The following is a 21,564-nucleotide window of genomic DNA, read 5'->3' on the forward strand; positions in this document are numbered from 1 at the left end:
TCCGGTGGGGGCCGGGTGATGCATGGAATATGGCTCCCAGCCGGTTGTTGTGGTGGGCTTCACAGGCGGCCCGTATTAACAAAATGAGGCAGCAATGATGGCGGGAAATACCTTTGATTTTGAACTGAATGCCGATGATCAGGCCAGTCAGGAAATTGCCAATATTGAAGCGGAATTAAATAAGCTTCGTCCTGTTTTAAAGGATGTGCGCGAAAGCCTTAAAATGGGCGGTGATGAGTCAATTTCCGGATTGCGGGATGTCGGCGACAGAATTCGTGATATGTCCGATTTCTCTAAAAAAGGCGCTCAAAGTATCGGAGATATGATCCCGCCACTAAAAAACTTCGGCGAGCTGTCCGGCAAGTACATGGGGATGGCGAAGAAAATCGGCGGTATTGGTGCGATAGGGTATGCCGGGTATCAAATGGTCAGCCAGATACCGGAACAAGCCAAGAAAGCCACTGAAGTCTCAACCAGTGCCAAAAATATGGGAATGAGCGTTGAAGAGGGCACTCGTCTTACGGGCACCCTTATTCAAAAAGGATCTACAGAAAATGATGCCCGCCAGTCATTTGAAAGTTTGTACGGTGCCCTGAATGACGCAGTAAGAGGAAATAATAACGAATTACTGGCGACCATCCGGAGCATTGGTGCCAGTATCATTCAGCGTGAAGACGGTAGTGTTGATCTGACAAAAACATTGTTTAGCCTGGAAAAAGCGATTCAAAATATCCCTGAAAGTCGTAATGCCGAGCTACAAAGCAAGCTCGGGTTATCTCCTGAGGTGCTTGCCCTGATCCGTGAAGGAATTCTACAGAAGCGGCTGGATAAGTCAGATCAGATGGGGCATACGCGTGATGACGCTGTTGTTGAGCAACTGAGTAAAATGGATGTGGTCCTTAAAAATATTTCAGCGGCATATGAGGGAGCAAAAACAAAAACCGGGGATGCTGTTGCTGGGGCATTACTTTCTGATGAGTCAGTAATTGACGGCTTGAATGGTGTAGAGCAAATACTAACTCATGGTCCTGATAATGTTGCCCTGATGCAGACGATGGGTTTTCTGCACGACAATGATTCGGATATTCTCCGAACCACCTACAATACGCCGGAGCTTTACGGAAAGTTGGGGATGTGGGATCAGTCGATGGTAGATTTCGGTATCATGACTGATGATATCCGTAAAAACTATGAAGAATGGGCGAAAGAGCGGGAGTCTGCAAAAAAAACACAGGAAAAAGAGGCAGAAGAGCGACAACGGGCAAACGCGCCAGAAGGTTGGAAACAGGATAGTGGCTATGATCCAAACGTTCGTGCATTTCGTAATAACAACCAGGGTAATGTGCGCTGGACAAATAATGAGATTGGTAGAGATCGCGAAGGTGTTGATGCGCAGGGTAACAAAAAAGGATTTGGTATTCTAAAGGATGAAAATGACGGGCGTGCAGCTCTCGCTCGGCAGTTATTATTATATATGGATCGTGGTAATAACACTATCGGTGGCATCCTGAATGATTACGCACCAGGTTCTGACAATAATGATACCGACGGCTATATTCAGCATTTGACAAAGCACATGGGGGTGACACCAAATACACCACTGGATATGTATGATCCTAAAATATTATTGCAAATGATGAACGGTATCATTAAAAAGGAATCGGGCTACCAGCCATACTCCTATAATGAAATGATGGAGTCAGTAGATGATGCAGTGAATAGCCCTCGGTGGGCGGGAAAGCGAAACCCATCCAGATTACTGGAGCAGCGTGAGCAATGGGAGGCAAACCAATTCTCACCGGTAATTAACCAGACAGAGCAATTAAGCGGTCAGGAACTAGTTGATTCTATTGCCAAAGCTATCCGGGAATCCCTTACCGCTGGGCGGGAAAGTATTCCTATTGAAATAACCTTCATTAACCCAGAAACCGGTACACGGCAGACTGTTAACACGAAACCGAAAGGGCGGGTTACAACAGCGATGAATATGCCATGAACCGTGCTATCATTTTCCAATTATTTATTATCTTGAAAGGGAATGATATGCGATTAGTGTTAATTCTTTTTACTATGTTTTTATCTCTGAATGCTTGGTCTGTATCCTGCACTGAAGATTACCAGAGAAGGGGTGATGAAAACTTTTCCTTTCCTGATGCAAATTATATGCTTGATAAGAGTGTTAATGGGAAAATTTGTTACAAGGGAAGGGATGTGACAAGTTGGGCCACTGGTGATGGGATGGAAGCAACAACATTTATATTTCCTGAGAAAAATAAAGCTTTAGCACTGATAACATTGAATGAAATAAATCCAAAATCATATAAAGCAAAAAGCAGAATAAGAGCAATATTCATAAATGCACTCGGTCAGCCTGTAAAGTATGACTTTATTAAAGAATATTATTCTAACGATCATCCTGAAAAAGAATTAACTGACATGAGGTTTACAAGTTATGACTTTGAAAAAGGAATCGTTTATTTTGAATCTCCAGCGTGGGCGACGAGCATGGCAATTCATGCATTTGAAGTTCCTTTCGATGGTGATTACAGTAAAGTAAAAGAAAAATTTATAATAGATGGGAGTATTAAATATCATGTGATGTCGACTCTGACAGCCAAGGATAGAGAGAAATTTTTCAGATACCTAATAGTAACTCGCGGTGTTTATATAGAAGGTAAAGGACGAGAGTACATTGACTATATTGTATCGCCGGAAGGAAAGGTAATTTGTGAAGCTGAAACTGATGACCCTGATTGGAGATTAAGAGTTAGATGCAAAAGTAATTAAAATTTCATCTAATTGAATGTTGTTAATTTATTAGAGAGTTAAATGAAAAATAAATCCCAAGTAATCCCAGCAGCTTCAAAGGTTGATGAAGTTAACGAAAAGGCTAATTTCTTATATGATTACGCAGTACAGATACATAAAGAAAAGCTAGAAAAATATAGGCGATTAGAAGATAAGGCCATGAAATTATTAACTATCATCAGTGTTATTATTACGGTTCTTATATTTTTATTGAGGTCATATAAAGATGATATATTTTCACCTTATAAGTATGATTTTATGACTTGGGTTGTATGTGGGGAGTTACTTCTGGTTTCTATTATATTGTGCTGCGCATGGGGTCATATTTTAGCATCAATAACCACAAGACCACTAAAGGTACTTTCTAGTGATGGTGATGGAATACGTAATTTCATTATGAGTAGTGATTTGGCTTTCCGTGATGCCAAAATAGCTATAGCAAAAAAAATATTTGAGAATACAAAACAATTGAGTTCATTTCATGAAGAAAAAGCAAAATTTGTTAAATTTGCAGAAGAAGAGATAGCATATTCTGGTATTATATTTATTGTTTTTGTTATAACGGTTATATCTTTTCATTTCTCCGTGTGAATGAGGTTTTATTTTGAATAATCAACAAGATAGTCAAGAAGATACACCTGATATAGAATCAGCGCAGGGTCAACCTGTCCCTGAGTATGACAATAACATTAATTTTCTTGATAGTGTGGTTGGCACAGAAAGCTTTAAACCACCAAGATATGATGGGAAGTTACTGAACGAGTAATCGATAACTACGTTAAGTTCGTTATATAAAGCCGCCTTGTGCGGCTTTTTTCATTCCCGGAGCTTAAGCATGCCAATCCTAAAAGACGCCATATCCGATCTGCTCGGCACTGAGCCGGGCTGGATATGGTCAGAACACCTGTTACAGGCTTCATTCCGGGGTGTGCCGTTCGGTGTACTCAGCGGTGAAAGTGTATTCGGTCGCCGTCAGGCAATACATGAATACCCGTACCGCGATCAGTCCTGGATAGAAGACATGGGGCGCAGTAACCGCCGCATCACTATCAAAGGCTTTCTGATTCAGGACAGCCTCGTCTATGACGCACCGGACGTTATCGCGCAGCGTGACAATCTGATCGCCGCTTGTGAGGCGGGAGAAACCGGGACGCTGGTTCATCCGACACTCGGCGAAATGACGGTCAGTGTGACTGAAAGCGGATTACGTGTCAGTGAGAATGCCGAAAGCGGACGGGTATTTGAATTTGAACTGGTGGTTATTGAGTCCGGACTAAAAGTGTTCGCCATTACCGGCAGCGAAAAAACCGGGGAGCTCACCTTCGGGCAATGGCTGAAACAGGCAGCAAATACCACCCTGAAAACGATCGCCATGATCAAAGGAGAAATCCGCTCTGTTACGCAGATGATGAAAACCGTCAGGCAGACGGCGGACTTCTGGATAAATATGGTCAACAGCTCAGTGAATGAAGTAACCAACCTCAGCAATGCACTGAGCAGCACATTCGGCAGCAGCAAATACGGACGCTATCAGAAAGGCAGTGCCGGCGGTTCGGTTTCGGGCGCGACCGGTAAGCGGATAAACCAGAGTGACGCAGACGACCGGGACGTTATCAATAAAACGCTTAACCAGGCAGTCATTGACCGGCAAACGCTGGATGACACCCTGAGCGCGGTCAGTGATGCTGTCACACTGGAAGATACCGTGGCACAGATACAACAGGTGTTTGTGGTGCTGATCACCATGGGCGGCGATACTGGTCAGAAGATGCAAATTCTGGATGCGCTCTCCCGGTTCCGTGACATGGAATATCAGCAGACGCAGCAGGATAAGAAAATCGCCGCGCTGATGGAAATGATGCTGGTGGCACTGGCATCGTCTGCACTGGCGACCGTTGCCGGGCAATGTGACCCGACAAACAGCAATGAAGCAGCCGGATATCAGCGTGATGTATGCGACTCACTGGATGGTGCGATGACCATCACCGGCGATCTGGCACTGGATGATATTTATCTCTCCCTGCTGAACCAGCGGGAGCAGGTGATTATCTTCTTCACCGACAAAGGCTCTGAGCGCGGGCGGTTGTCAGACTATAAGCTGCCGTCTGTTCTGCCGTCCCTGAATATTGCCAACCGGCTGTATCAGGATGCGACCCGCAGCGATGAACTGATTATGGAAATTCGTCCCCGCCACCCGGCATTTATGCCGCCCCGGTTTAAGGCACTGAAAAAATGACTGAAGACACGAAAAAAAGTGATGAATTATCGCTGGTGATAAACGGCAAACGGATCTCCGGCTGGGACAGTGTGCGCGTGACACGTGGCACGGAACGGTTACCGAATGATTTTGAAATCAGCCTGATGGATTACTACCCGGCAACGGATGAAAAGCAACTGGTCAACCCCGGCGACCCGTGCGAAGTCTTTCTCGGTGATGACCGGGTGGTCACCGGCTATATCGATACATGGAACGGGCAGATCAATAAAAATCAGCATCAGATAAGCGTGTCCGGACGCGGTAAGTGTCAGGATTTAGTGGACTGCTCAGCGAACTGGCCCAATAACGTGATCAGCCAGTCAACCGCCCTGCAAATCGCGCAAAAGTTGGCGAAGTGGTACGGCATAGAGGTAATAAGCACTATTCCTGATGGAGGATTACAAGTTATCCCACAATTTACCCTGAACTGGGGCGAGGTTTGCCAGCAGGTGATCGAACGCTGTTGCCGGTACTCCGCATTACTGTATTACGAGCGTCCGGACGGTAATCTGCTGCTGACCCGCGTCAGTGATGAAGTGGCGGCCAGCGGTGTGGAGCAGGGAAAGAACATCGAAAGCGCTGATTACTCAGACTCGATGGCAGAACGCTATTCCGATTATATCGGGGTGTCACTGTCGGTTACGCCATTTTCAGGGGACTCCTCAGCGGTGCAGAACGCACACGCGCGCGACCCGCAGGCAGAGAAAATGCGCTACCGGAATTACATCACTATTGTCGAAAGCACTCTGATCACCGCAAAACGGGAGCAGGAGAGCATCGACTGGGAAATGAACCGTCGCTACGGTCGTTCCAAAATCCTGAGTGTGGTGGTAGACAGCTGGCGGGATTCGTCCGGAAAACTGTGGGAGCCGAATACGCTGATCCCGATAAACATCCCGGCACTCGGGGTGACGGATAAGTTCTGGACGCTATCGGATGTGACCTATATGCGGGATGCGGGCGGGACACGCGCCACATTGCAGCTGATGCCGCCGGAAGCATTCATTGCCGAACCGTATGAATTTTACCAGGTGATAAGGGTGTGACAATGAGCGACCAGATCCGCGATTTACAGACCCGTATGTCGATGATGCTAGGCGCGGGAAAATCCAGCATCACCAAAGATGACGGTGCTATTCAGACCATCCAGTACAGCACCGCGCTGGAAGTCCGCGATGGCACTTACCGCATGACAGAATTTGGTTTTTCATCCTCACTGCCACCGGGGTCGGATGTGCTTATTGGTTATCTCGGCGGCAACCGTTCCGGCGCGGTGGTCATTGCCAGCAACCATCCCGGTTCGCGGCATGTCGGACTCAGTCCCGGCGAAAGCGTGGTGTACAACCTGTGGGGGATGTATATCCACCTCACAGAAGAGGGCGTGGTGATTGAGGCAAATAACAAAGATGTGATTGTTAACAACGCCGACAAAGTCACGGTAAATGCAAAAACAGAAGTGGTGCTGAATACGCCGCTGCTGAAGGTGTCCGGTGATGTGATTGATCACTATGAAAGTAACCCGTCCACCCTGAAAGCCCTGCGCGACAGTTATAACAAACATGATCATGAAGTGAAAAACGTCGAGTCCGGCAACAGCTCAGTAACCAGTGAAGCCATTAAGGAGACAGTCTGATGTCTGATATTTCCACCTGGTGGAACGCGGATACCCTGCGGGCGGACTGGCTGTCCGGCAACGGGGATTTACTCTCCGGGGATGATTTGCAGTCTGCCATGATAATCAGTTTGTTCACTGACAGGCAGGCACGCAGTGATGATGATTATGATGACGAACACCGGCGCGGCTGGTGGGCAGATACCGGAACAGAGGATTTTATCGGCTCCCGTCTCTGGCTGCTCCGGCGGCAGAAACTGACCACTCAGGTCGCCCGGAAAGCGGAAGATTACGCCCGTGAAGCACTGGCGTGGATGGTAAAAGACGGTGTGGTATCGGACATTGAGATCAGAACACAAATCGTGTGGCCGCAACGGCTGAATATGGTGATCCGTTATCACCGTCCTGATACGGGTGCGGAAGATCTGCGGTATTACTGGGTATGGGAGAAAAATTAAATGCCGTTTAAGCGTAAAACACTGACGGAGCTGCGGGAGCAGAATCAAAACTTCCTGCGTAACGAGCTGAAAGAACCCGGTGCGCTGCTGCGGTTCTCCAACATGCGGGTGCTGGCTGATATGGATGCCGGTATGGCACATCTGCATTATGCCTATCTCGATTACATTGCAAAACAGGCAACCCCGTTTACTGCAACAGATGAGCATCTGGCAGGATGGGGGGCAATGAAACAGGTGTACCGTAAGCCACCGTCAAAAGCGACCTGCCCGAACGTGCAGTTTAATGGCGTACTCGGCAGCGTGATCCCGGCAGGCAGTCTGCTGACCCGGGGCGACAGCTATCAGTACCGTATTGTGTCGGAAGTCCGGATCGGGGCTGACGGAAAAGGCGTTGCTCAGATTGAGGCAGTACTGCCGGGGCTTGAAACTGACATGCAGGGCGGCGGGGCGGCAGGCAATTCCCCCTCAGGCACAAAACTGACGCCGGATATCGCGGTAAGCGGTGTGTCTTCAGAGTGTATTACCGGTGAGCCCATCACGGGCGGCAGTAATATTGAAGATGAAGAGGCGTTCCGGCAACGTGTTCTGCATGCTTACCAGAAACCCCCTCAGGGCGGCAGTGACACCGACTATACCGGATGGGCGAAAGAAGTCCCCGGCATCACCCGCGCGTGGGTAAAGCGCCGCCTGATGGGCGCCGGAACGGTCGGCATTTATATTATGTGTGACGATAATAATAACGGTGGCTTTCCGCAGGGCACTGACGGACCGGCAACCAAAGAAGTGTATGCCGTTCACGCAACCGGCGATCAGTTACGTGTGGCAGATCATATCTGGGATGTGCAGACGGTAACGGCGCTGGTGTGGGTATGTTCTCCTATAGCGAAAAAAATAGATTTTGAAATTGAGGGGCTGAGCCGGGCAACCTCGGAATTACATCAGCAAATCAGCCTGGCAATTGATAATGTTTTTTTCCGTGACAGTGACCCGACCGGCGGCGCAAAAATCTATCTTTCCGACCTGCAGTATGCGATTGCCGATATTCCCGGCACCACCGGTTTTGTGCTGAAGAAACCAGTCAAAAATATTGAGTTGGGAGTCGGTGAGCTGGCACAGCGCGGGGAGATAACCTATTTATGAGTTACACCACAAACGACTATACGCAGGCAATGATCGGACTCGCACCACAGGGCATGGCATGGGACTGGCGTCCGGGTTCGGATATGCATTCGGTCCTGCGGGCGCTGGCAGGCAGTTACGAGGCATCAGACAATGACGCGGTTCAGTTGCTGGAGGGTGCGTTTCCGAAAACAGCCTCTGTATTGCTGCCCGAGTGGGAAAAGACGCTGGGACTTCCGGATGATTGCGCTATCGGTGAAATTGATACGATCCCGAAACGGCAATCCGCGGTACTGTCAAAACTGCTGCGCACGGGCGGGATGTCAAAACCCTATTACATCAGTCTGGCAGCAGAAATGGGCTACAACATCACTATCACGGAATTCCGGCAGGCGCGCGCGGGGCTGTCAGCTTGCGGCGATGCCCTGAACGGTGATGAATGGCCGTTTGTCTGGCGCATTAATGCCGGTAACACCAAAGTGACCTGTGCCGTTGCCGGCGGCAGTTATTGCGGCGACCCGTTGCGCTCCTGGGGTGAACACTACCTTGAGTGTCAGTTTAACCAGATTTCCCCGTCCCATACCATTCTTCAGGTCGGTTACGACCAATAGACCCCGAATTTTAACGAATTATTATCACCTTCACTGAGTGAGGCTTTGTTATGAAAAAAATTGGTGATGTCACCAGTACCGCCGACAAAAACGGCGAATGGACCAACGGCAACGTAGCCGCCGGTATTCCGCCCACTGTCCTTGAATCAGGCTGGCTGAATTCAGTTCAGCGGGAAATTCTCGGCGTGCTGACAAAAGCCGGTATTCCGCAGGATAAAAACAACGATAACCAGCTTTCGGAAGCGATCAGCAAAATCATCACCGGCGGGAACTATGCCACTGTTGAAGATTTAAAGAAAAAACTCACCAAAGACCAGAACGGCGCAGATATCCCGGACAAGCCGAAGTTTATCGAAAACCTTGGTTTGGGGGAAGCGGCTAAAAGTGGGCTGAAGCAGACGACAGGTACATCGAAAACGGAAGTAATGAGTCAGGATGGCGTGACGAAAGCTCTCGCTAAATCTCTTGAGCTTACCGGCGGGACGCTGACCGGACCATTGTCTATCAAACAGGATGGCCCAGCATTTGTCATACTCCCGACCACTAAAAATGGCTCCTGTTATATCCAGGGAAGAGATAGTGAAAATAAAGCGGTATGGTTCATCGGTAATCCCACTGATGGCGGAAGTGCCATATATTTCAGGAACTACCTGACAGGTGCGGAGGTATCCCTGCATGTGAACGGCATATCTCTGAATAAAGACACCTACATTAACGGTACGCTGGAATTATCAAACTATTCAACATTTGATGCCAGATACAGCAGGATCAGGACAATCATTAAAGGCGATAGCGGGTACGAGAAAGATGAGAATACCGGACTTATACGTCAGTGGGGGCGAACAACACCTTTTGCTGCCGGCAATGGCTATCCGGCTAAATTCCCTATTCCGTTCCCGTCAAAGTGTACTGGCGTGGGGATGCTGTTAATACGGTCATCGGCGACCACAACCGGCAGTAATGAGTCCGTTTATACCGGCGAACCGGGGTTGTCCGGTGTTCAGTTGTACCACGGCGGGAATGAAAATTATCCGGCATATTGGGAGGCATTGGGTTACTAATGAAGACAGAAAATAAACCAGAGTATTTTTTCAGCCCGTCAACGGTCAGCTTTTATCCGGAGGCGATGCTTGATGATTACCGGGATGCCGGAACATTGCCGGATGATTTGGTGAACGTAGAGAATAATGTGTTTGCTGAATTTTCCGGAACACCACCCGATGGTAAGGTACGCGGCGTTCTTAAAGGAAAACCGGCATGGGTTAATATGCCACCGCCCACACCAGAACAAATGATCGCCGCGGCTGAAATACAGAAGCAGCGATTGCTATCAAGGGCTACCACAGTGATTGCCCCGCTTCAGGATGCCGTCGATCTGGACATGGCGACACCAGAAGAAGAAGCCCTGTTGAAAGAATGGAAAAAATACCGGGTGATGCTAAATCGTGTTGATACATCACCCGGGGCTGATGTGATATGGCCTATGCCACCGGCTTAACCGGCCAGATAATATCGGGAGCGGTGGATACGTCCACTGCTTCCAGTTCATCCAGATAATCCAGCCAGGCGTTTAACAGCGCCTTTTCATCTTCTTTGATTCGGCCAAGTGCGAGTTTTGTCCGGAGCATTTCTGTTTCGGCGGTGACTTCTGCGATCAGAAACTGCTTTTTGACCTCTGCCTGTTCAATCAGTTGCCCTTTCGTCAGCGGCGGATTTCTGATTTTATCGGCTTCTTTCTTGCTGATTTCCTGCCAGCCGTCCTGAGTTTCTGATTGCCATGAATCCTGATTCATCGGCATGATATCCAGACAAAAAACCGTATTTTCAGCGTCTTTAAAAAAACGTTGCTCAATGATGTTGGTTTCCATCAGCGCACCTCCGTCCAAAATTTTAAATCAACTTTGTCATTACCCGCCGTGCCGTCTTTAACGATATATGACGAGCCCGGCAGCACAGTACCGCAAACATAGACATGGGGCATACCATTGCCCCCACCCCCTGTTGCTGTCTTGCTTGTTGCCATCAGATAACCATCAACTTCCAGAGACAGGAATACAGGGTCAGTGGTTGCCTTTGCCGTGCCACCGGCAGAGACGCAAATCGCCTTCCCTGTATTATTTTTGTATGTGGTGCCAACACTGCGCTGCGATGTCACATTCTGTACTGACTGTCCGACACCAAACAGCTTTGTATTTAAATCAGAAATTCTCGCAACAGGAATATCACCATAAATCATTACGCCGGAAGCATTAAACATCCATGACCAGCCATCTTTATAAACACCGGTATGACCTGATGCATTGCCGACAATGAGGCTTTCACCGTTACTTCCGTGAATACCTCTTTCACCACCGCTGTAATAAAATATTGTTCCGGATGCATAATTCCCCTTCGTCTGATACTTTTCCGGTAAACCAAGGTTTTCAGGAATACAGCCATAACAGGATAAATCCGTAATAATCCCGTCATTACAGCAAACATGAGGGAAAACAATGACGGTCATCGGCTATATCCGCGTATCAACAACTGACCAAAACAGTGACTTGCAGCGAAATGCGCTCATAAGCGTAAATTGTGACCATATTTTTGAGGATAAAATGAGTGGCAAAATAGCCGTCAGACCGGGACTTAAACGGGCACTGAAAGCCATTCAACCCGGAGACACATTAGTTGTGTGGAAACTGGACAGACTCGGGCGCAGTGTCAAAAACCTGATAGCCCTGATATCTGATCTACACGAACGCGGCGCACACTTCCGGTCACTGACGGACAGTATCGACACCAGCACTGCAATGGGGCGCTTTTTCTTCCACGTCATGTCGGCGCTGGCAGAAATGGAACGTGAGCTGATAGTGGAACGGACGCTGGCAGGATTAGCCGCAGCGAGAGCACAGGGCAGAGTTGGAGGCAGACCTGCGGCACTGACACAGAATGACCGGGAGCAAATCAGCCGCCTATTGGCAAAGGGTCACTCACGGCAGAAACTGGCTGTTATCTATGGGGTGGGGGTATCGACGATTTACCGGTATTTTCCGGCTGCAAGCTAAATTATGAAAGCCGCGCTGGTGGATATCCGGCGCGGCTGCCAGTTACTTATCAAAATACTCTACATCATCAGAAGCACCTTCCACTTCCGGTACCCAGCCGTCATCCTCCATAATCTCCTGCAGTATTTCCTTCACTTTTTTATTATCCTTATCATTTTTCCCGCCAGTTGCTGACATCGATGCATTAGTTCCCCACGCAATACGAACGTTCATATCCTGATACTGAGCGCGTAATTTTCGGTCAATTTCCTTTTCCAGAGCCTTAAATATGCCTGGCGGCATCATCTCTTTTTGGTTGCTGCTGAAAATAATATCAATACGGAGCATGCGGTCACCTCTTAATTAACTGGTTAAATATACAGTGCAATGTAAATAACAGAGGGGGCAGATGTCAAGCTTGTTTGTTGGTGGGGTAGATGGAAAAGCGAAATGAATGTAACCTGACGCATAGAGTTGAATATCAATAACGTGTTGATAGATATGCAACGCCTGACTGTAATGATGATATTTTTGCAATACAACAATTTTTATTGGTGTGGCTAAGTGAGGCGCAAGAAGAAACTCAGTACAGTTCTTTGTTGTATAGAAAATTGTATAGAATGAAAGTTATAATTTAAATAACTATTATATATCAGTAGATTAACTGATGTGTATTGTTCTCTCCTCCTCCGCCATTTCAACGTCTCCCACCATCCTGTGAAGTCTCTCAAACCCTGATAAATCAAGCGTTACAGCAAAATTAGCGTCTCCTGTTATCTCTTGATAGCAACCTCCTCTATGAAGCTCACGGTAAACAAATTGATGCCAGTAAAGCCAAAGAGAAAGATTATAAGCTCTCTGATGGCGGCGGACTGTCCTGCTTGTCAAAACCAGCGGAAGTAAATATCTCTGACCTCATTACATAGTCATAGTTTTTCCGGCACTACATCAAACGTTGATCACGGGTCTAAGACGACAAATACCAGGTGAAATCACAATCATAAATCAGGAATTGATTCACCCTGAGCTAGCTGGGGTAGGGGGTGATCATTCTCACATCGTTAATATTGGCAGTCATAATCACACAGTCTCCGGAACTATAGGTAACAATGGTTCAGGATTATCTGTATCTGTGGTAAATGCCTATATCATGCTGATGGGGTGGTATCGGTTTGTGTATTAGTCTGTTGGTGATGCCGTTGTAACATCAGGATTTATTAACGCGATGATAATCGCTGGATTTAAAGTTTACGTTATCATTCCTGATAGGTTGTTATTTTTATTTCCAACTGTCATTAATGTTGATGTTGTTATTATTTTTGATAAAAGTGATGAAGGTAATGTAAAGAATAAATTAGGTGATCTGAGAGTTGATTTGGTTATTGATTTTTCAGACTATGATACTTAAATAAACTATCGGGAAAAATCGCTGAAATACATCAACCCACATCATGCTACAGGCTTTAATCAACCAAAGATATCAATGTTTGACACAAATATTATTGCCAATAAAGCTGAGTATGTATCCGGACGAATGATCGATGTGCTTTCTCTTTTAGGTGTCAGCATCGGTTTTAAGACATCTCTTTGCTTTGATGATGTTAATTTTTCAAAAGGACATGATTTTGCTAATAGTATTGATGAAAAGATATTAATACTTAACCCGTATGGCTCACAGGATAACAGATGCCTGTCCGACTATCAGATAGGCATGTTATTAGAGTGTCTTGGTAATTTTAATGATTATAAAGTAATTGTATTTAATATGGGTAAAGATATTTCATGTGACAGTTATAAAAATATAATAATGAACCCATTCTCAGATCCGGAAAATTCATTTTCATTACTGAGCCATGCTGATGTTGTTATCTATGGTGTGTGAGTATCGACGATTTATCGGTACTTTCCGGTTGTAAAGTAAATTACGAAAACTGCGGCGGGGAAGCTGGCGCTGCCAACAGATTTATCTTAATGAACAGATTTTGTTATGATGTTAATGTTTATTTAAAGCAAAATCAAAAACCATTATTCTGGATCTTATAATGAAAAAGATAATTTTATTAGCATTAACGTTGTTGAGTACGACTGCATCAGCAACTGAAATATCGTCAAAAGAGAATATTCCATTTGGGTTGCATTGGGGGGATAAACCCGAGGAAATCAGCCTTATTAAAGCAAAAAAATGCAAAGGGACGAATGAAGAATTAGTCTGTTTTTTGGGAGAAAAAAAACAATTTAATGACTGGAATGAAGATACTGCATTGGTTTTCAGGAATGGAAAATTAGTATCTGTTGTTGTCTCTACTTCAGATGAAGAAATAGACACCCAATCCCTCTGTGATAAAACTAAAAAAGAAATCAGCTACATTGACAGCCTTGGTGTTGATATCAGCCAGTTTAGTGGCTATGAAGAAATATGTGATATCCAAAATAAAAACAGGTTGATGAATTACAGTAAAACTGTGAAAACAGCTTATGGGACAGTGAAACTGAAATTATATCGTGCATCTGGACTGGGAGTTATTGGAACAACGACATATAAATTTTCAGATGGAGCGGTTGAGTAAAAAAAACGGGTTGGTGGAAGATCCGGCGCGAGCCAGTAACTTAAATAATTGCTATATATCAATTGGTTATGTGTCATGCATTGCTCTCTCCTCCCCACTATTTCAACGTCTCCTGTTATCTTCCTGAGTATCTGAAATCTATTGAATACCGGAATTTTTTACTGCCTGAAATTCAATTTGAGCTTACAGGTTTAACTCTCCGTAATGTCCGGATAGCGTAGATCACAACATAATCAGGTAGGCTTCTCTATTTTGATATGATAGTAGTTCAGTATCGCCGGAGGGGCTTATGGATTTTGTTTTAACAAAAATACTTCAGACTGATTGGCCATTTGTTAAAGAGTTGCATATGAATAGTGATGTTATGAGGTTCATATCAGATCTGATGCCTGAAAATAATTATGTGATAGGTAGCAAAACGTTTGACGATTATATTTATACATTAACGCGATAGTGTAGCGATATCGGTATAACCTGTTTCAATCAATTATTCATTCACGGGTTGCGCATTACGGGTCTTTTTCATATATGCCGCCACAGAATGAATCTCACGCACATCTGTACGTCCAAGCTGTGTGTGGGATCATTTCTATCACTCGCGGATTTTTTTGTACCTGAAATTCAAAAAGTGAGTTTTTCCTTTAGCTAATCTCATGTTGTGAATAGGTACTATCAGCTAAGCATAAATAGCGCCTGTTTAAAACCGGAGGTCGGTGTGAATAACGATTTATTATGTGGACAGGGCCGGTGGTATATCTGCATGTATTACATCATAAACTATTGGCAGGTACAAAAACCGCTTAGTCAGCTTGATTGACTGCGATAAATGGCGTTAACTGTAATAGTTGATGATTCATTTTAAGGTGGCAACATGAACAGGAATGATCTGATTAGTTATATCCAAAATAATTATGGGGTATCTCCTGAATATCCATGGGATAAGTACCCAAATTATGTTGTATTCAGACATCAGGGTAGTTCTAAATGGTTTGCACTCATTATGGATGTATCTGCGGATAAATTACATGAGGGTGATTCAGGGACTATCATTGATATCGTAGATGTTAAGGTTGAGCCTGAACTGGTCGGTTCGCTTCGCTTAAAAGAGGGGGTTTTTCCTGCGTATCATATGAATAAAGAGCACTGGATTACCATAAAACTGGATGATGGTTTTAGTGAGTCTGAACTTAAATCATTGATTGATGGTAGCTACAGGTTAACTCAAAAATAGCACAGAACCAGCCGCCATTAAATGAGCGAATAAGAAGGCAGGCCAGGATAGTTTAATTTTTAATTATAAGGGGAGTAATCCATGAACGCATATGACCGCTTAAAATCATTGGGTATTGAATTACCATCTGTAACTGTACCTGATGCAAAGTTTGAACCCTATGTTATTTCTGATAAATTAATTACATTATCTGGCCATATACCCAAAATAGATGGTCAGTTAGTCGTTGGTAAGCTTGGCGATGATATGACGACTGAACAGGGGGCGAAGATAGCCCGGTTAGTTGCCATCGATTTAATCGGAACATTGCAGGGGGCATTAAGTGACCTCGGTAAGGTAAAAAGAATAGTGAATATAAACTGTATGGTTAACGGAACTCTCAATTTTACAGAGCCGCATGTGGTTGCTAACGCCTGTTCACAATTAATGCATGATGTATTCGGAGAAGCCGGAAAGCACAGTCGTAATGCGTATACGGTAGCTCAGTTGCCATTCGGCGTTTGTGTTGAGATAGCGTTAATAGCTGAAATTTATTAATTTATATATTGTTATAACACTGTTCGTATAGTGTATTTTGTCTTTTTAAGAGCTGATGGAGCCGGACATGAATGAGATCCGTATTGTTGCCACAATGGTAGCAAAAGAAGAATACAAAGATGATGTATATGATGCACTCAAGGCCGTTGTAATACCGAGCCGCCAGGAAGCCGGAAATATTAAATATGAGTTACATCAGGATATGCAACACGATGGAACCTATGTATTTTTTGAAATATGGAAGTCACAGCATGCTTTAGATGAGCATAATGAAACGCCGCATTTTAAAGAATTAATTAATAAAATTGATGGGAAGCTTGATGTGCTGGACATTAAATTATTAAAACAAATTTAAAACACTGCGGATTCAACTATCCGGAATTTCCGGATAGTTGACAAGTTTGGTAATGATGAATGGCTAAAATTTCAATTGATACAGAGTTAAATGCTTCAGGATAGTATTTGTTGTAGCAGCAGCGTTTCCTGGTTTTGATAAACAACAAGCTGATTTTTCGGATACTCACCCGCGAGAGAAAGTGTTGCAGCATGACGGGCACAGCCCCCTTTACCTAAAAATGTATCAGCATCGTAAAGTTGCTCTGAAATGCAGGTTATACCCTGAAGATAATAGCTTTCGGTACATTTTTTTTTGTTATTGTCAGTGACCCCGCTATGCCAAACCGAAGTTAATTGAGCACCTGTTAACTGAAACTCACATTGTATTTTTAAGGCCTGAGGAAAATCATTAATATCGGTTGATAACGGTCGGAGTAATTTTATGTTAGCCGGAATATGTAAGCGCTCGTATAGTTTTTGCGGGGAAAGAAGTAAGCATGATGCCTCTTCACTGAGATCTGTATCATCGGATTGATACGAAAGAATAGCATATAGTTTAAGGTCAAAAGGTTCTTCATAGAGTGCTGACAACCATTCAGCGAGCGTTGCATACGCAAGTGGTTCTATGGATTCAATATTTAATGACAAACGCGTTGCTTCTTCCCTGATGAGTGAAGTTAAATCGGTATCACTCTGTTCAGCTTGCCAATAAAATGTAATTGGCTGGGTTAGTGTGTGTTGATGATAATATTCCGCGACAGGGGTGAGTAATGTCTGGATTGCCTTTTCTTTTTTTTCCCATGAAGGCAGTAATTTTAATAAATTGAGTGTCAGTACATTATCTTTATTCGGTGGTAATGATGATAATATCAGCCCATCTTTATTTTCTTCATTGATTTTAGTCAGCCGGGAATGCGCTAATAATCCGAGATGTTTTCCTGCCCATAAACGCCATTCCTGGTGGGAATCATCTAACATGTCAGTAAATAACTGATGGCGATAGACGGCCAGTGAATAAATAAAATATCCTATTGAAGGAATCAAAAGGGCAGGAAGCACGGCGAATACCAATATTATCATCATATTGTTCATTGTATCCGGCAGCATTTCATTTGCGGATAAATAAACACCAATACCAAACCCTGTTATGCCCACGACTAACATAATGAATACCCAGAGTATGAAGCGTGGTGTTTCAGGGGCAGGCGGATGTTCTAATGAGGGAGTGCGCCAACTCATCATGATTGTTCTCCTGATGATGACAGGCTGGCTATTAATGTACAGCCGCATTCTGTCGGAAAACCGTTTAATGCAGCTTGGCGCCCTGATATTAATATACGTGTTGAACCGGGTAAAATAGCATTCACGCCATGGCCTTTTTCAGGGCAATTTACTTTATCTCCGACTAATGCTACCGGCTTACCATACATTATAGAGCCCGAGGCAGTGATCACTTCACCACCATGGGTTGTTTTATCTCCTAACCGAACGAGTGCCTGCATCTTAATATCCTTGTTATTGATTAACAGATTGTTTTTCCATTCGTTGAAGCAGAATAAGAAATAACGCACCTCTGATCTCAATCTCACTAATTGTTGTACCATAAAGAAAATAGATATTTTTAAGGTAGCTTTCTGATGGTGTTAAGCCCCAAACCAGCACACTGTATTTAAACAGGCGGTGTGTGATTAATTTAGTACAGGATAAAAAGGTCATCATATTTATTATTACTCCTCAGCCTGTTTTTTATATTCAAAGCTGCCATCCCATTCAGGTAATTCAGCAGGAGGAAGGGGAACGATTTTATCAATATCAGGAAAACGGGCGTCAGGGTTATTTCTAATTTCTAATTTGATAGCTTCATAACGCGCAGAACGCTCAAGATCGGGTTTAATGGGGAGATAATACATTGATTTTTCATTTACATTAGGCTTAAAACCTTCTGCTAATGCTGAGGCTGAAGATCGATAACCATTTTTTACAGCTAATTGATGATATTTCATCCCGTTATCTAAATCATTATCTACATCTAAATAATATGTTGCTAAATAGTATGCAGCCTTTCCATGTTGTTGCTGTACTGCACAATCCAGCATTTTTTTACCAATTTCAGGGCGATAGGCTGGGTTATTTTGCATATTATCCAGACTTTTAGAAAGGAAAATATCACCAATGACAAATTGGGCTTCAGGGCTCCCTAAATCAGCCGCCTGGCGAAAATAAGCTAACGCTTTTGTGCGGTCAGCAGCTACGCCGTAGCCGGTATCAAGGTAGTGCCCCATTTGGTAATAACCATAGCTGATACTCAATTTTGCCATTTTTCGGTTAATATCCCACGCCTCTTGCGCGGGACCTATTCCCGGCAATGGCAGCACTTTACCGTAGCTGATTAAATTACTTAAGTTCAGCATGGCTTTCGGGTGATTACGCTCTGCGGCTTTGCGGTAAAGTTCACCAATTTTGTTATAATCGCGTTTATATTTATCCACCTTTTCCAGCTCACGTGCTTGCTTGAACCAAATATCCGCTTCAGGGTCAATGGGGGGCAATGTGTCTTTTTCATAGACACAGGTAAAGGTTAAATCGGGTTCTGTTTTTTGCGTTATTGTGATTTCCTTTTTATCCTCCGGGTTACAGCTGATAAGCAGCAATAACCCCCAAACCAGCACACTGTATTTAAACAGACTGTGAGTGAATGACTTGGTGCGGGATAAAAAGGTCATCATATTGATTATTGCCCCTCAACCTGTTTTTTATATTCAAAGCTGCCATCCCATTCAGGTAATGCAGCAGGTGGAAGGGGAACAATTTTATCAATATCAGGGAAACGGGCGTCAGGGTTATTTCTAATTTCGGCAACAATAGACTTATAGCGGGTGGATCTTTCAAGATCAGGTGCTATTGGTAGATAGTAAATAGAACTTTCTTTTATGTCAGGCTTAAACGCCTCCATAAACGTTGATGCCGAAGTTCTGAAACCATTTTTTACAGCGAGCTGATAGTAGTTCAAGGCTATACCTAATTCATTATCTACATCTTGATAATATATAGCTAATTGGTACGCGGCTTCACCATTTCCTTGCTTAGCAGCACAATCAAGCATTTTTTTACCAATCTCAGGGCGATAAGCAGGGTTATCGCTATCAGATAAACGTTGAGCCAGGAAAATATCACCAATAACATATTGCCCCTCTGGGCTCCCTAAATCCGCCGCCTGGCGAAAATAAGCTAACGCTTTTGTGCGATCAGCAGCTACGCCATAACCCGTGTCCAGATAATGGCCCATTTGGTAATAACCATAGCTGATATTCAATTTTGCCATTTTTCGGTTAATATCCCACGCCTCTTGCGCGGGACCTATTCCCGGTAATGGCGGCACTTTACCATAGCTGATTAAATTACTAAGGTTCAGCATGGCTTTCGGGTGATTACGCTCGGCGGCTTTGCGGTAAAGTTCACCTATTTGGGCGTAATCGCGTTTATATTTATCTACCTTTTCCAGCTCGCGCGCTTGTTTAAACCAAATATCAGCTTCGGGATCAACCGGCGGCAATGTGTCTTTTTCATAGACACAGGTAAAGGTTAAATCGGGTTCTGTTTTTTGACTCACATTTATTTCTTTTTTATCCACAGGATTGCAACTGACAAGCAGCAATAACCCCCAAACCAGCACACTGTATTTAAACAGGCGGTGTGTGATTAATTTAGTACAGGATAAAAAGGTCATCATATTTATTATTGCCCCTCAGCCTGTTTTTTATATTCAAAGCTGCCATCCCATTCAGGTAATTCAGCGGGAGGAAGGGGAACAATTTTATCAATATCAGGAAACGTAGCTATTTCATCAGATACGTCAATTTCTTTAATAATGGCAGCATAACGGGCAGAACGTTCTGGATCGGGTTTAATAGGGAGATAATAATAATCTTTAGGTGTTGTATTTGAAGCAAATGCTTTACTTAGCATCGAAGCTCCCATTCGATACCCGTTCTTTGCAGATATTTGAAAAAATTTTAAAGTATTATCAATATTTTTTTCCACATCTCTTGAATACGCGGCCAGATTGTATCCTGCTTCCCCATGTCCTTGCTGCGTAGCACAAGCTAACATGGCTTTTCCGATATTAGGTCTATAGGCAGGGTTGTCTGTATTGGATAGTCGTTGTGATATAAATATATCCCCAATAACAAATTGGGCTTCAGGGCTCCCTAAATCTGCTGCCTGGCGAAAATAAGCTAACGCTTTTGTGCGATCAGCAGCTACGCCATAACCCGTGTCCAGATAATGGCCCATTTGGTAATAACCATAGCTGATATTCAGTTTTGCCATTTTTCGGTTAATATCCCAGGCCTCTTGGGCAGGGCCTATCCCTGCTATCGGTAGCACTTTGCCATAACTAATTAAGTTACTTAAGTTCAGCATGGCTTTAGGGTGATTACGCTCGGCGGCTTTGCGGTAAAGTTCACCAATTTTGGTATAATCACGTTTATATTTATCCACCTTTTCCAGCTCACGCGCTTGTTTAAACCAAATATCAGCTTCAGGGTCGATGGGCGGCAATGTGTCTTTTTCATAGACACAGGTAAAAGTTAAATCCGGCTCAATTTTTTGAGTCACAATGGCTTCCTTTTTATCCGTTGGCTTACAACTTATCAGTAAAATAATACCCAATAATAATGTAATATTTATCCGTGTTTTCATTGGCTAATCCGAATTTTTTAAGCTAATGGTTTTATCTTCAAAATAAATTAATGAACTAATCGATTTTATTTTATTTTTCTTTTTAATAGAATTTTCTTTTATAATGTTTCCCCACTCTTTAAATTCCTCTGTCAAATCTGAGTTTGTATTCCCTGTCCGTTTATGCAATCCCCATAGCTTTTCTCTTAATGGCTTCACTATCGAAAAATCATCCGTATCCTGTAATATCACTGCAATCTCACTATCAAATGCCATACTGCGTAAATTGATATTGGCAGAGCCCTGAATTAAAAAGGTATCA

Annotated in this window: 28 protein-coding genes and 1 pseudogene; 19 read left to right on the forward strand and 10 right to left on the reverse strand. The window is 44.1% G+C overall.

All coding sequences use genetic code 11. The features are described from left to right. Positions 1-94: 94 nt before the first annotated feature. The 12 genes from ACMHKJ_RS10880 (at position 95) to ACMHKJ_RS10935 (ending at position 10,363) form a co-directional block, all read left to right on the forward strand. Positions 95-1,996: a hypothetical protein gene (locus ACMHKJ_RS10880; protein ID WP_413493865.1), complete on the forward strand. Its 1,902-nt coding sequence runs from the start codon at positions 95-97 to the stop codon at positions 1,994-1,996. Then, positions 1,993-2,787: a hypothetical protein gene (locus ACMHKJ_RS10885; protein WP_413493867.1), complete on the forward strand. Its 795-nt coding sequence runs from the start codon at positions 1,993-1,995 to the stop codon at positions 2,785-2,787. Before ACMHKJ_RS10880 ends, ACMHKJ_RS10885 begins: the two co-directional genes overlap by 4 nt. A 42-nt stretch (positions 2,788-2,829) precedes the next feature. Then, positions 2,830-3,399 carry a hypothetical protein gene (locus ACMHKJ_RS10890; RefSeq protein ID WP_413493869.1) on the forward strand — a complete coding sequence of 190 codons (570 nt, stop codon included), beginning with the start codon at positions 2,830-2,832 and terminating at the stop codon, positions 3,397-3,399. 13 nt (positions 3,400-3,412) lie between these two features. Then, entirely contained in the window at positions 3,413-3,574 is a 162-nt protein-coding gene (locus ACMHKJ_RS10895) for a hypothetical protein (RefSeq protein WP_413493871.1), read from the forward strand. A 69-nt stretch (positions 3,575-3,643) separates the two neighbouring features. Continuing rightward, complete coding sequence (locus tag ACMHKJ_RS10900; protein WP_413493872.1) at positions 3,644-5,044, forward strand: DNA circularization protein; 1,401 nt, start codon at positions 3,644-3,646, stop codon at positions 5,042-5,044. Further along, a complete protein-coding gene (locus tag ACMHKJ_RS10905) occupies positions 5,041-6,111 on the forward strand; it encodes a phage baseplate assembly protein (protein WP_413493874.1) in 1,071 nt (356 codons plus the stop codon). The genes ACMHKJ_RS10900 and ACMHKJ_RS10905 overlap by 4 nt, the downstream gene beginning before the upstream one ends. Positions 6,112-6,113: 2 nt before the next feature. Continuing rightward, the gene (locus ACMHKJ_RS10910) at positions 6,114-6,698 is read left to right on the forward strand and encodes a phage baseplate assembly protein domain-containing protein (protein WP_413493876.1); all 585 of its coding nucleotides are present in this window, start codon (positions 6,114-6,116) and stop codon (positions 6,696-6,698) included. Next, positions 6,698-7,135: a phage GP46 family protein gene (locus ACMHKJ_RS10915; RefSeq protein ID WP_413493878.1), complete on the forward strand. Its 438-nt coding sequence runs from the start codon at positions 6,698-6,700 to the stop codon at positions 7,133-7,135. Before ACMHKJ_RS10910 ends, ACMHKJ_RS10915 begins: the two co-directional genes overlap by 1 nt. Beyond that, positions 7,136-8,275 carry a baseplate J/gp47 family protein gene (locus ACMHKJ_RS10920; RefSeq protein WP_413493880.1) on the forward strand — a complete coding sequence of 380 codons (1,140 nt, stop codon included), beginning with the start codon at positions 7,136-7,138 and terminating at the stop codon, positions 8,273-8,275. It begins immediately after the preceding gene. Then, on the forward strand, positions 8,272-8,865 hold the full coding sequence (locus ACMHKJ_RS10925; protein WP_413493882.1) for a YmfQ family protein: 594 nt from the start codon (positions 8,272-8,274) through the stop codon (positions 8,863-8,865). The genes ACMHKJ_RS10920 and ACMHKJ_RS10925 overlap by 4 nt, the downstream gene beginning before the upstream one ends. A gap of 50 nt (positions 8,866-8,915) precedes the next feature. Next, positions 8,916-9,926 (forward strand): gp53-like domain-containing protein, encoded by a 1,011-nt coding sequence (locus ACMHKJ_RS10930; protein ID WP_413493884.1) that lies wholly within the window; start codon positions 8,916-8,918, stop codon positions 9,924-9,926. Next, a complete protein-coding gene (locus ACMHKJ_RS10935; RefSeq protein WP_413493885.1) occupies positions 9,926-10,363 on the forward strand; it encodes a tail fiber assembly protein in 438 nt (145 codons plus the stop codon). Before ACMHKJ_RS10930 ends, ACMHKJ_RS10935 begins: the two co-directional genes overlap by 1 nt. On the opposite strand, the gene ACMHKJ_RS10940 is transcribed toward ACMHKJ_RS10935, so the two are convergent. Both ACMHKJ_RS10940 and ACMHKJ_RS10945 read right to left on the reverse strand, forming a co-directional pair. Then, entirely contained in the window at positions 10,347-10,733 is a 387-nt protein-coding gene (locus ACMHKJ_RS10940; RefSeq protein ID WP_413493887.1) for a tail fiber assembly protein, read from the reverse strand. The genes ACMHKJ_RS10935 and ACMHKJ_RS10940 overlap by 17 nt on opposite strands. After that, positions 10,733-11,368, reverse strand: a complete 636-nt coding sequence (locus ACMHKJ_RS10945; protein ID WP_413493888.1) for a hypothetical protein — start codon at positions 11,366-11,368, stop codon at positions 10,733-10,735. Before ACMHKJ_RS10945 ends, ACMHKJ_RS10940 begins: the two co-directional genes overlap by 1 nt. Here ACMHKJ_RS10945 and ACMHKJ_RS10950 point away from each other — a divergent pair. Beyond that, positions 11,358-11,912: a recombinase family protein gene (locus ACMHKJ_RS10950; protein WP_413493890.1), complete on the forward strand. Its 555-nt coding sequence runs from the start codon at positions 11,358-11,360 to the stop codon at positions 11,910-11,912. The two genes, ACMHKJ_RS10945 and ACMHKJ_RS10950, sit on opposite strands and share 11 nt — an antisense overlap. A gap of 42 nt (positions 11,913-11,954) precedes the next feature. On the opposite strand, the gene ACMHKJ_RS10955 is transcribed toward ACMHKJ_RS10950, so the two are convergent. Next, on the reverse strand, positions 11,955-12,239 hold the full coding sequence (locus ACMHKJ_RS10955; RefSeq protein WP_413493892.1) for a DinI-like family protein: 285 nt from the start codon (positions 12,237-12,239) through the stop codon (positions 11,955-11,957). A gap of 877 nt (positions 12,240-13,116) precedes the next feature. Here ACMHKJ_RS10955 and ACMHKJ_RS10960 point away from each other — a divergent pair. The 6 genes from ACMHKJ_RS10960 (at position 13,117) to ACMHKJ_RS10985 (ending at position 16,581) form a co-directional block, all read left to right on the forward strand. Beyond that, positions 13,117-13,299, forward strand: coding sequence for a hypothetical protein (locus ACMHKJ_RS10960; RefSeq protein WP_413493893.1), 183 nt, complete (start codon positions 13,117-13,119; stop codon positions 13,297-13,299). A gap of 75 nt (positions 13,300-13,374) precedes the next feature. Continuing rightward, positions 13,375-13,773 carry a hypothetical protein gene (locus ACMHKJ_RS10965; protein WP_413493894.1) on the forward strand — a complete coding sequence of 133 codons (399 nt, stop codon included), beginning with the start codon at positions 13,375-13,377 and terminating at the stop codon, positions 13,771-13,773. A gap of 160 nt (positions 13,774-13,933) precedes the next feature. Continuing rightward, positions 13,934-14,458, forward strand: coding sequence for a hypothetical protein (locus ACMHKJ_RS10970; protein WP_413493895.1), 525 nt, complete (start codon positions 13,934-13,936; stop codon positions 14,456-14,458). An 871-nt stretch (positions 14,459-15,329) separates the two neighbouring features. Further along, entirely contained in the window at positions 15,330-15,689 is a 360-nt protein-coding gene (locus ACMHKJ_RS10975; RefSeq protein ID WP_413493897.1) for an MmcQ/YjbR family DNA-binding protein, read from the forward strand. Positions 15,690-15,770: 81 nt separating this feature from the next. Then, a complete protein-coding gene (locus ACMHKJ_RS10980; protein WP_413493898.1) occupies positions 15,771-16,226 on the forward strand; it encodes a RidA family protein in 456 nt (151 codons plus the stop codon). Between the two features lie 67 nt (positions 16,227-16,293). Then, a complete protein-coding gene (locus ACMHKJ_RS10985; RefSeq protein ID WP_413493899.1) occupies positions 16,294-16,581 on the forward strand; it encodes a putative quinol monooxygenase in 288 nt (95 codons plus the stop codon). Between the two features lie 95 nt (positions 16,582-16,676). Here the strand turns inward: ACMHKJ_RS10985 and ACMHKJ_RS10990 are convergent, their stop codons facing one another. From ACMHKJ_RS10990 to ACMHKJ_RS11020, 7 genes and pseudogenes are all read right to left on the reverse strand, one after another. Then, on the reverse strand, positions 16,677-17,804 hold the full coding sequence (locus tag ACMHKJ_RS10990) for a hypothetical protein (RefSeq protein WP_413493901.1): 1,128 nt from the start codon (positions 17,802-17,804) through the stop codon (positions 16,677-16,679). Beyond that, positions 17,801-18,064 (reverse strand): PAAR domain-containing protein, encoded by a 264-nt coding sequence (locus ACMHKJ_RS10995; RefSeq protein WP_413493903.1) that lies wholly within the window; start codon positions 18,062-18,064, stop codon positions 17,801-17,803. The genes ACMHKJ_RS10990 and ACMHKJ_RS10995 overlap by 4 nt, the downstream gene beginning before the upstream one ends. A 13-nt stretch (positions 18,065-18,077) precedes the next feature. After that, positions 18,078-18,281: a hypothetical protein gene (locus tag ACMHKJ_RS11000; protein WP_413493904.1), complete on the reverse strand. Its 204-nt coding sequence runs from the start codon at positions 18,279-18,281 to the stop codon at positions 18,078-18,080. Positions 18,282-18,289: 8 nt separating this feature from the next. Further along, on the reverse strand, positions 18,290-19,288 hold the full coding sequence (locus ACMHKJ_RS11005) for an SEL1-like repeat protein (protein WP_413493906.1): 999 nt from the start codon (positions 19,286-19,288) through the stop codon (positions 18,290-18,292). A gap of 5 nt (positions 19,289-19,293) precedes the next feature. Then, positions 19,294-20,292, reverse strand: coding sequence for an SEL1-like repeat protein (locus ACMHKJ_RS11010; RefSeq protein ID WP_413493908.1), 999 nt, complete (start codon positions 20,290-20,292; stop codon positions 19,294-19,296). Positions 20,293-20,297: 5 nt separating this feature from the next. Further along, positions 20,298-21,263 (reverse strand): SEL1-like repeat protein, encoded by a 966-nt coding sequence (locus tag ACMHKJ_RS11015; protein ID WP_413493909.1) that lies wholly within the window; start codon positions 21,261-21,263, stop codon positions 20,298-20,300. Positions 21,264-21,266: 3 nt separating this feature from the next. After that, positions 21,267-21,564: pseudogene (locus ACMHKJ_RS11020) on the reverse strand (phospholipase D-like domain-containing protein); the annotation flags it as partial.

This window comes from Morganella psychrotolerans, assembly GCF_965118875.1.
Classification (GTDB): Bacteria; Pseudomonadota; Gammaproteobacteria; order Enterobacterales; family Enterobacteriaceae; genus Morganella; species Morganella psychrotolerans_C.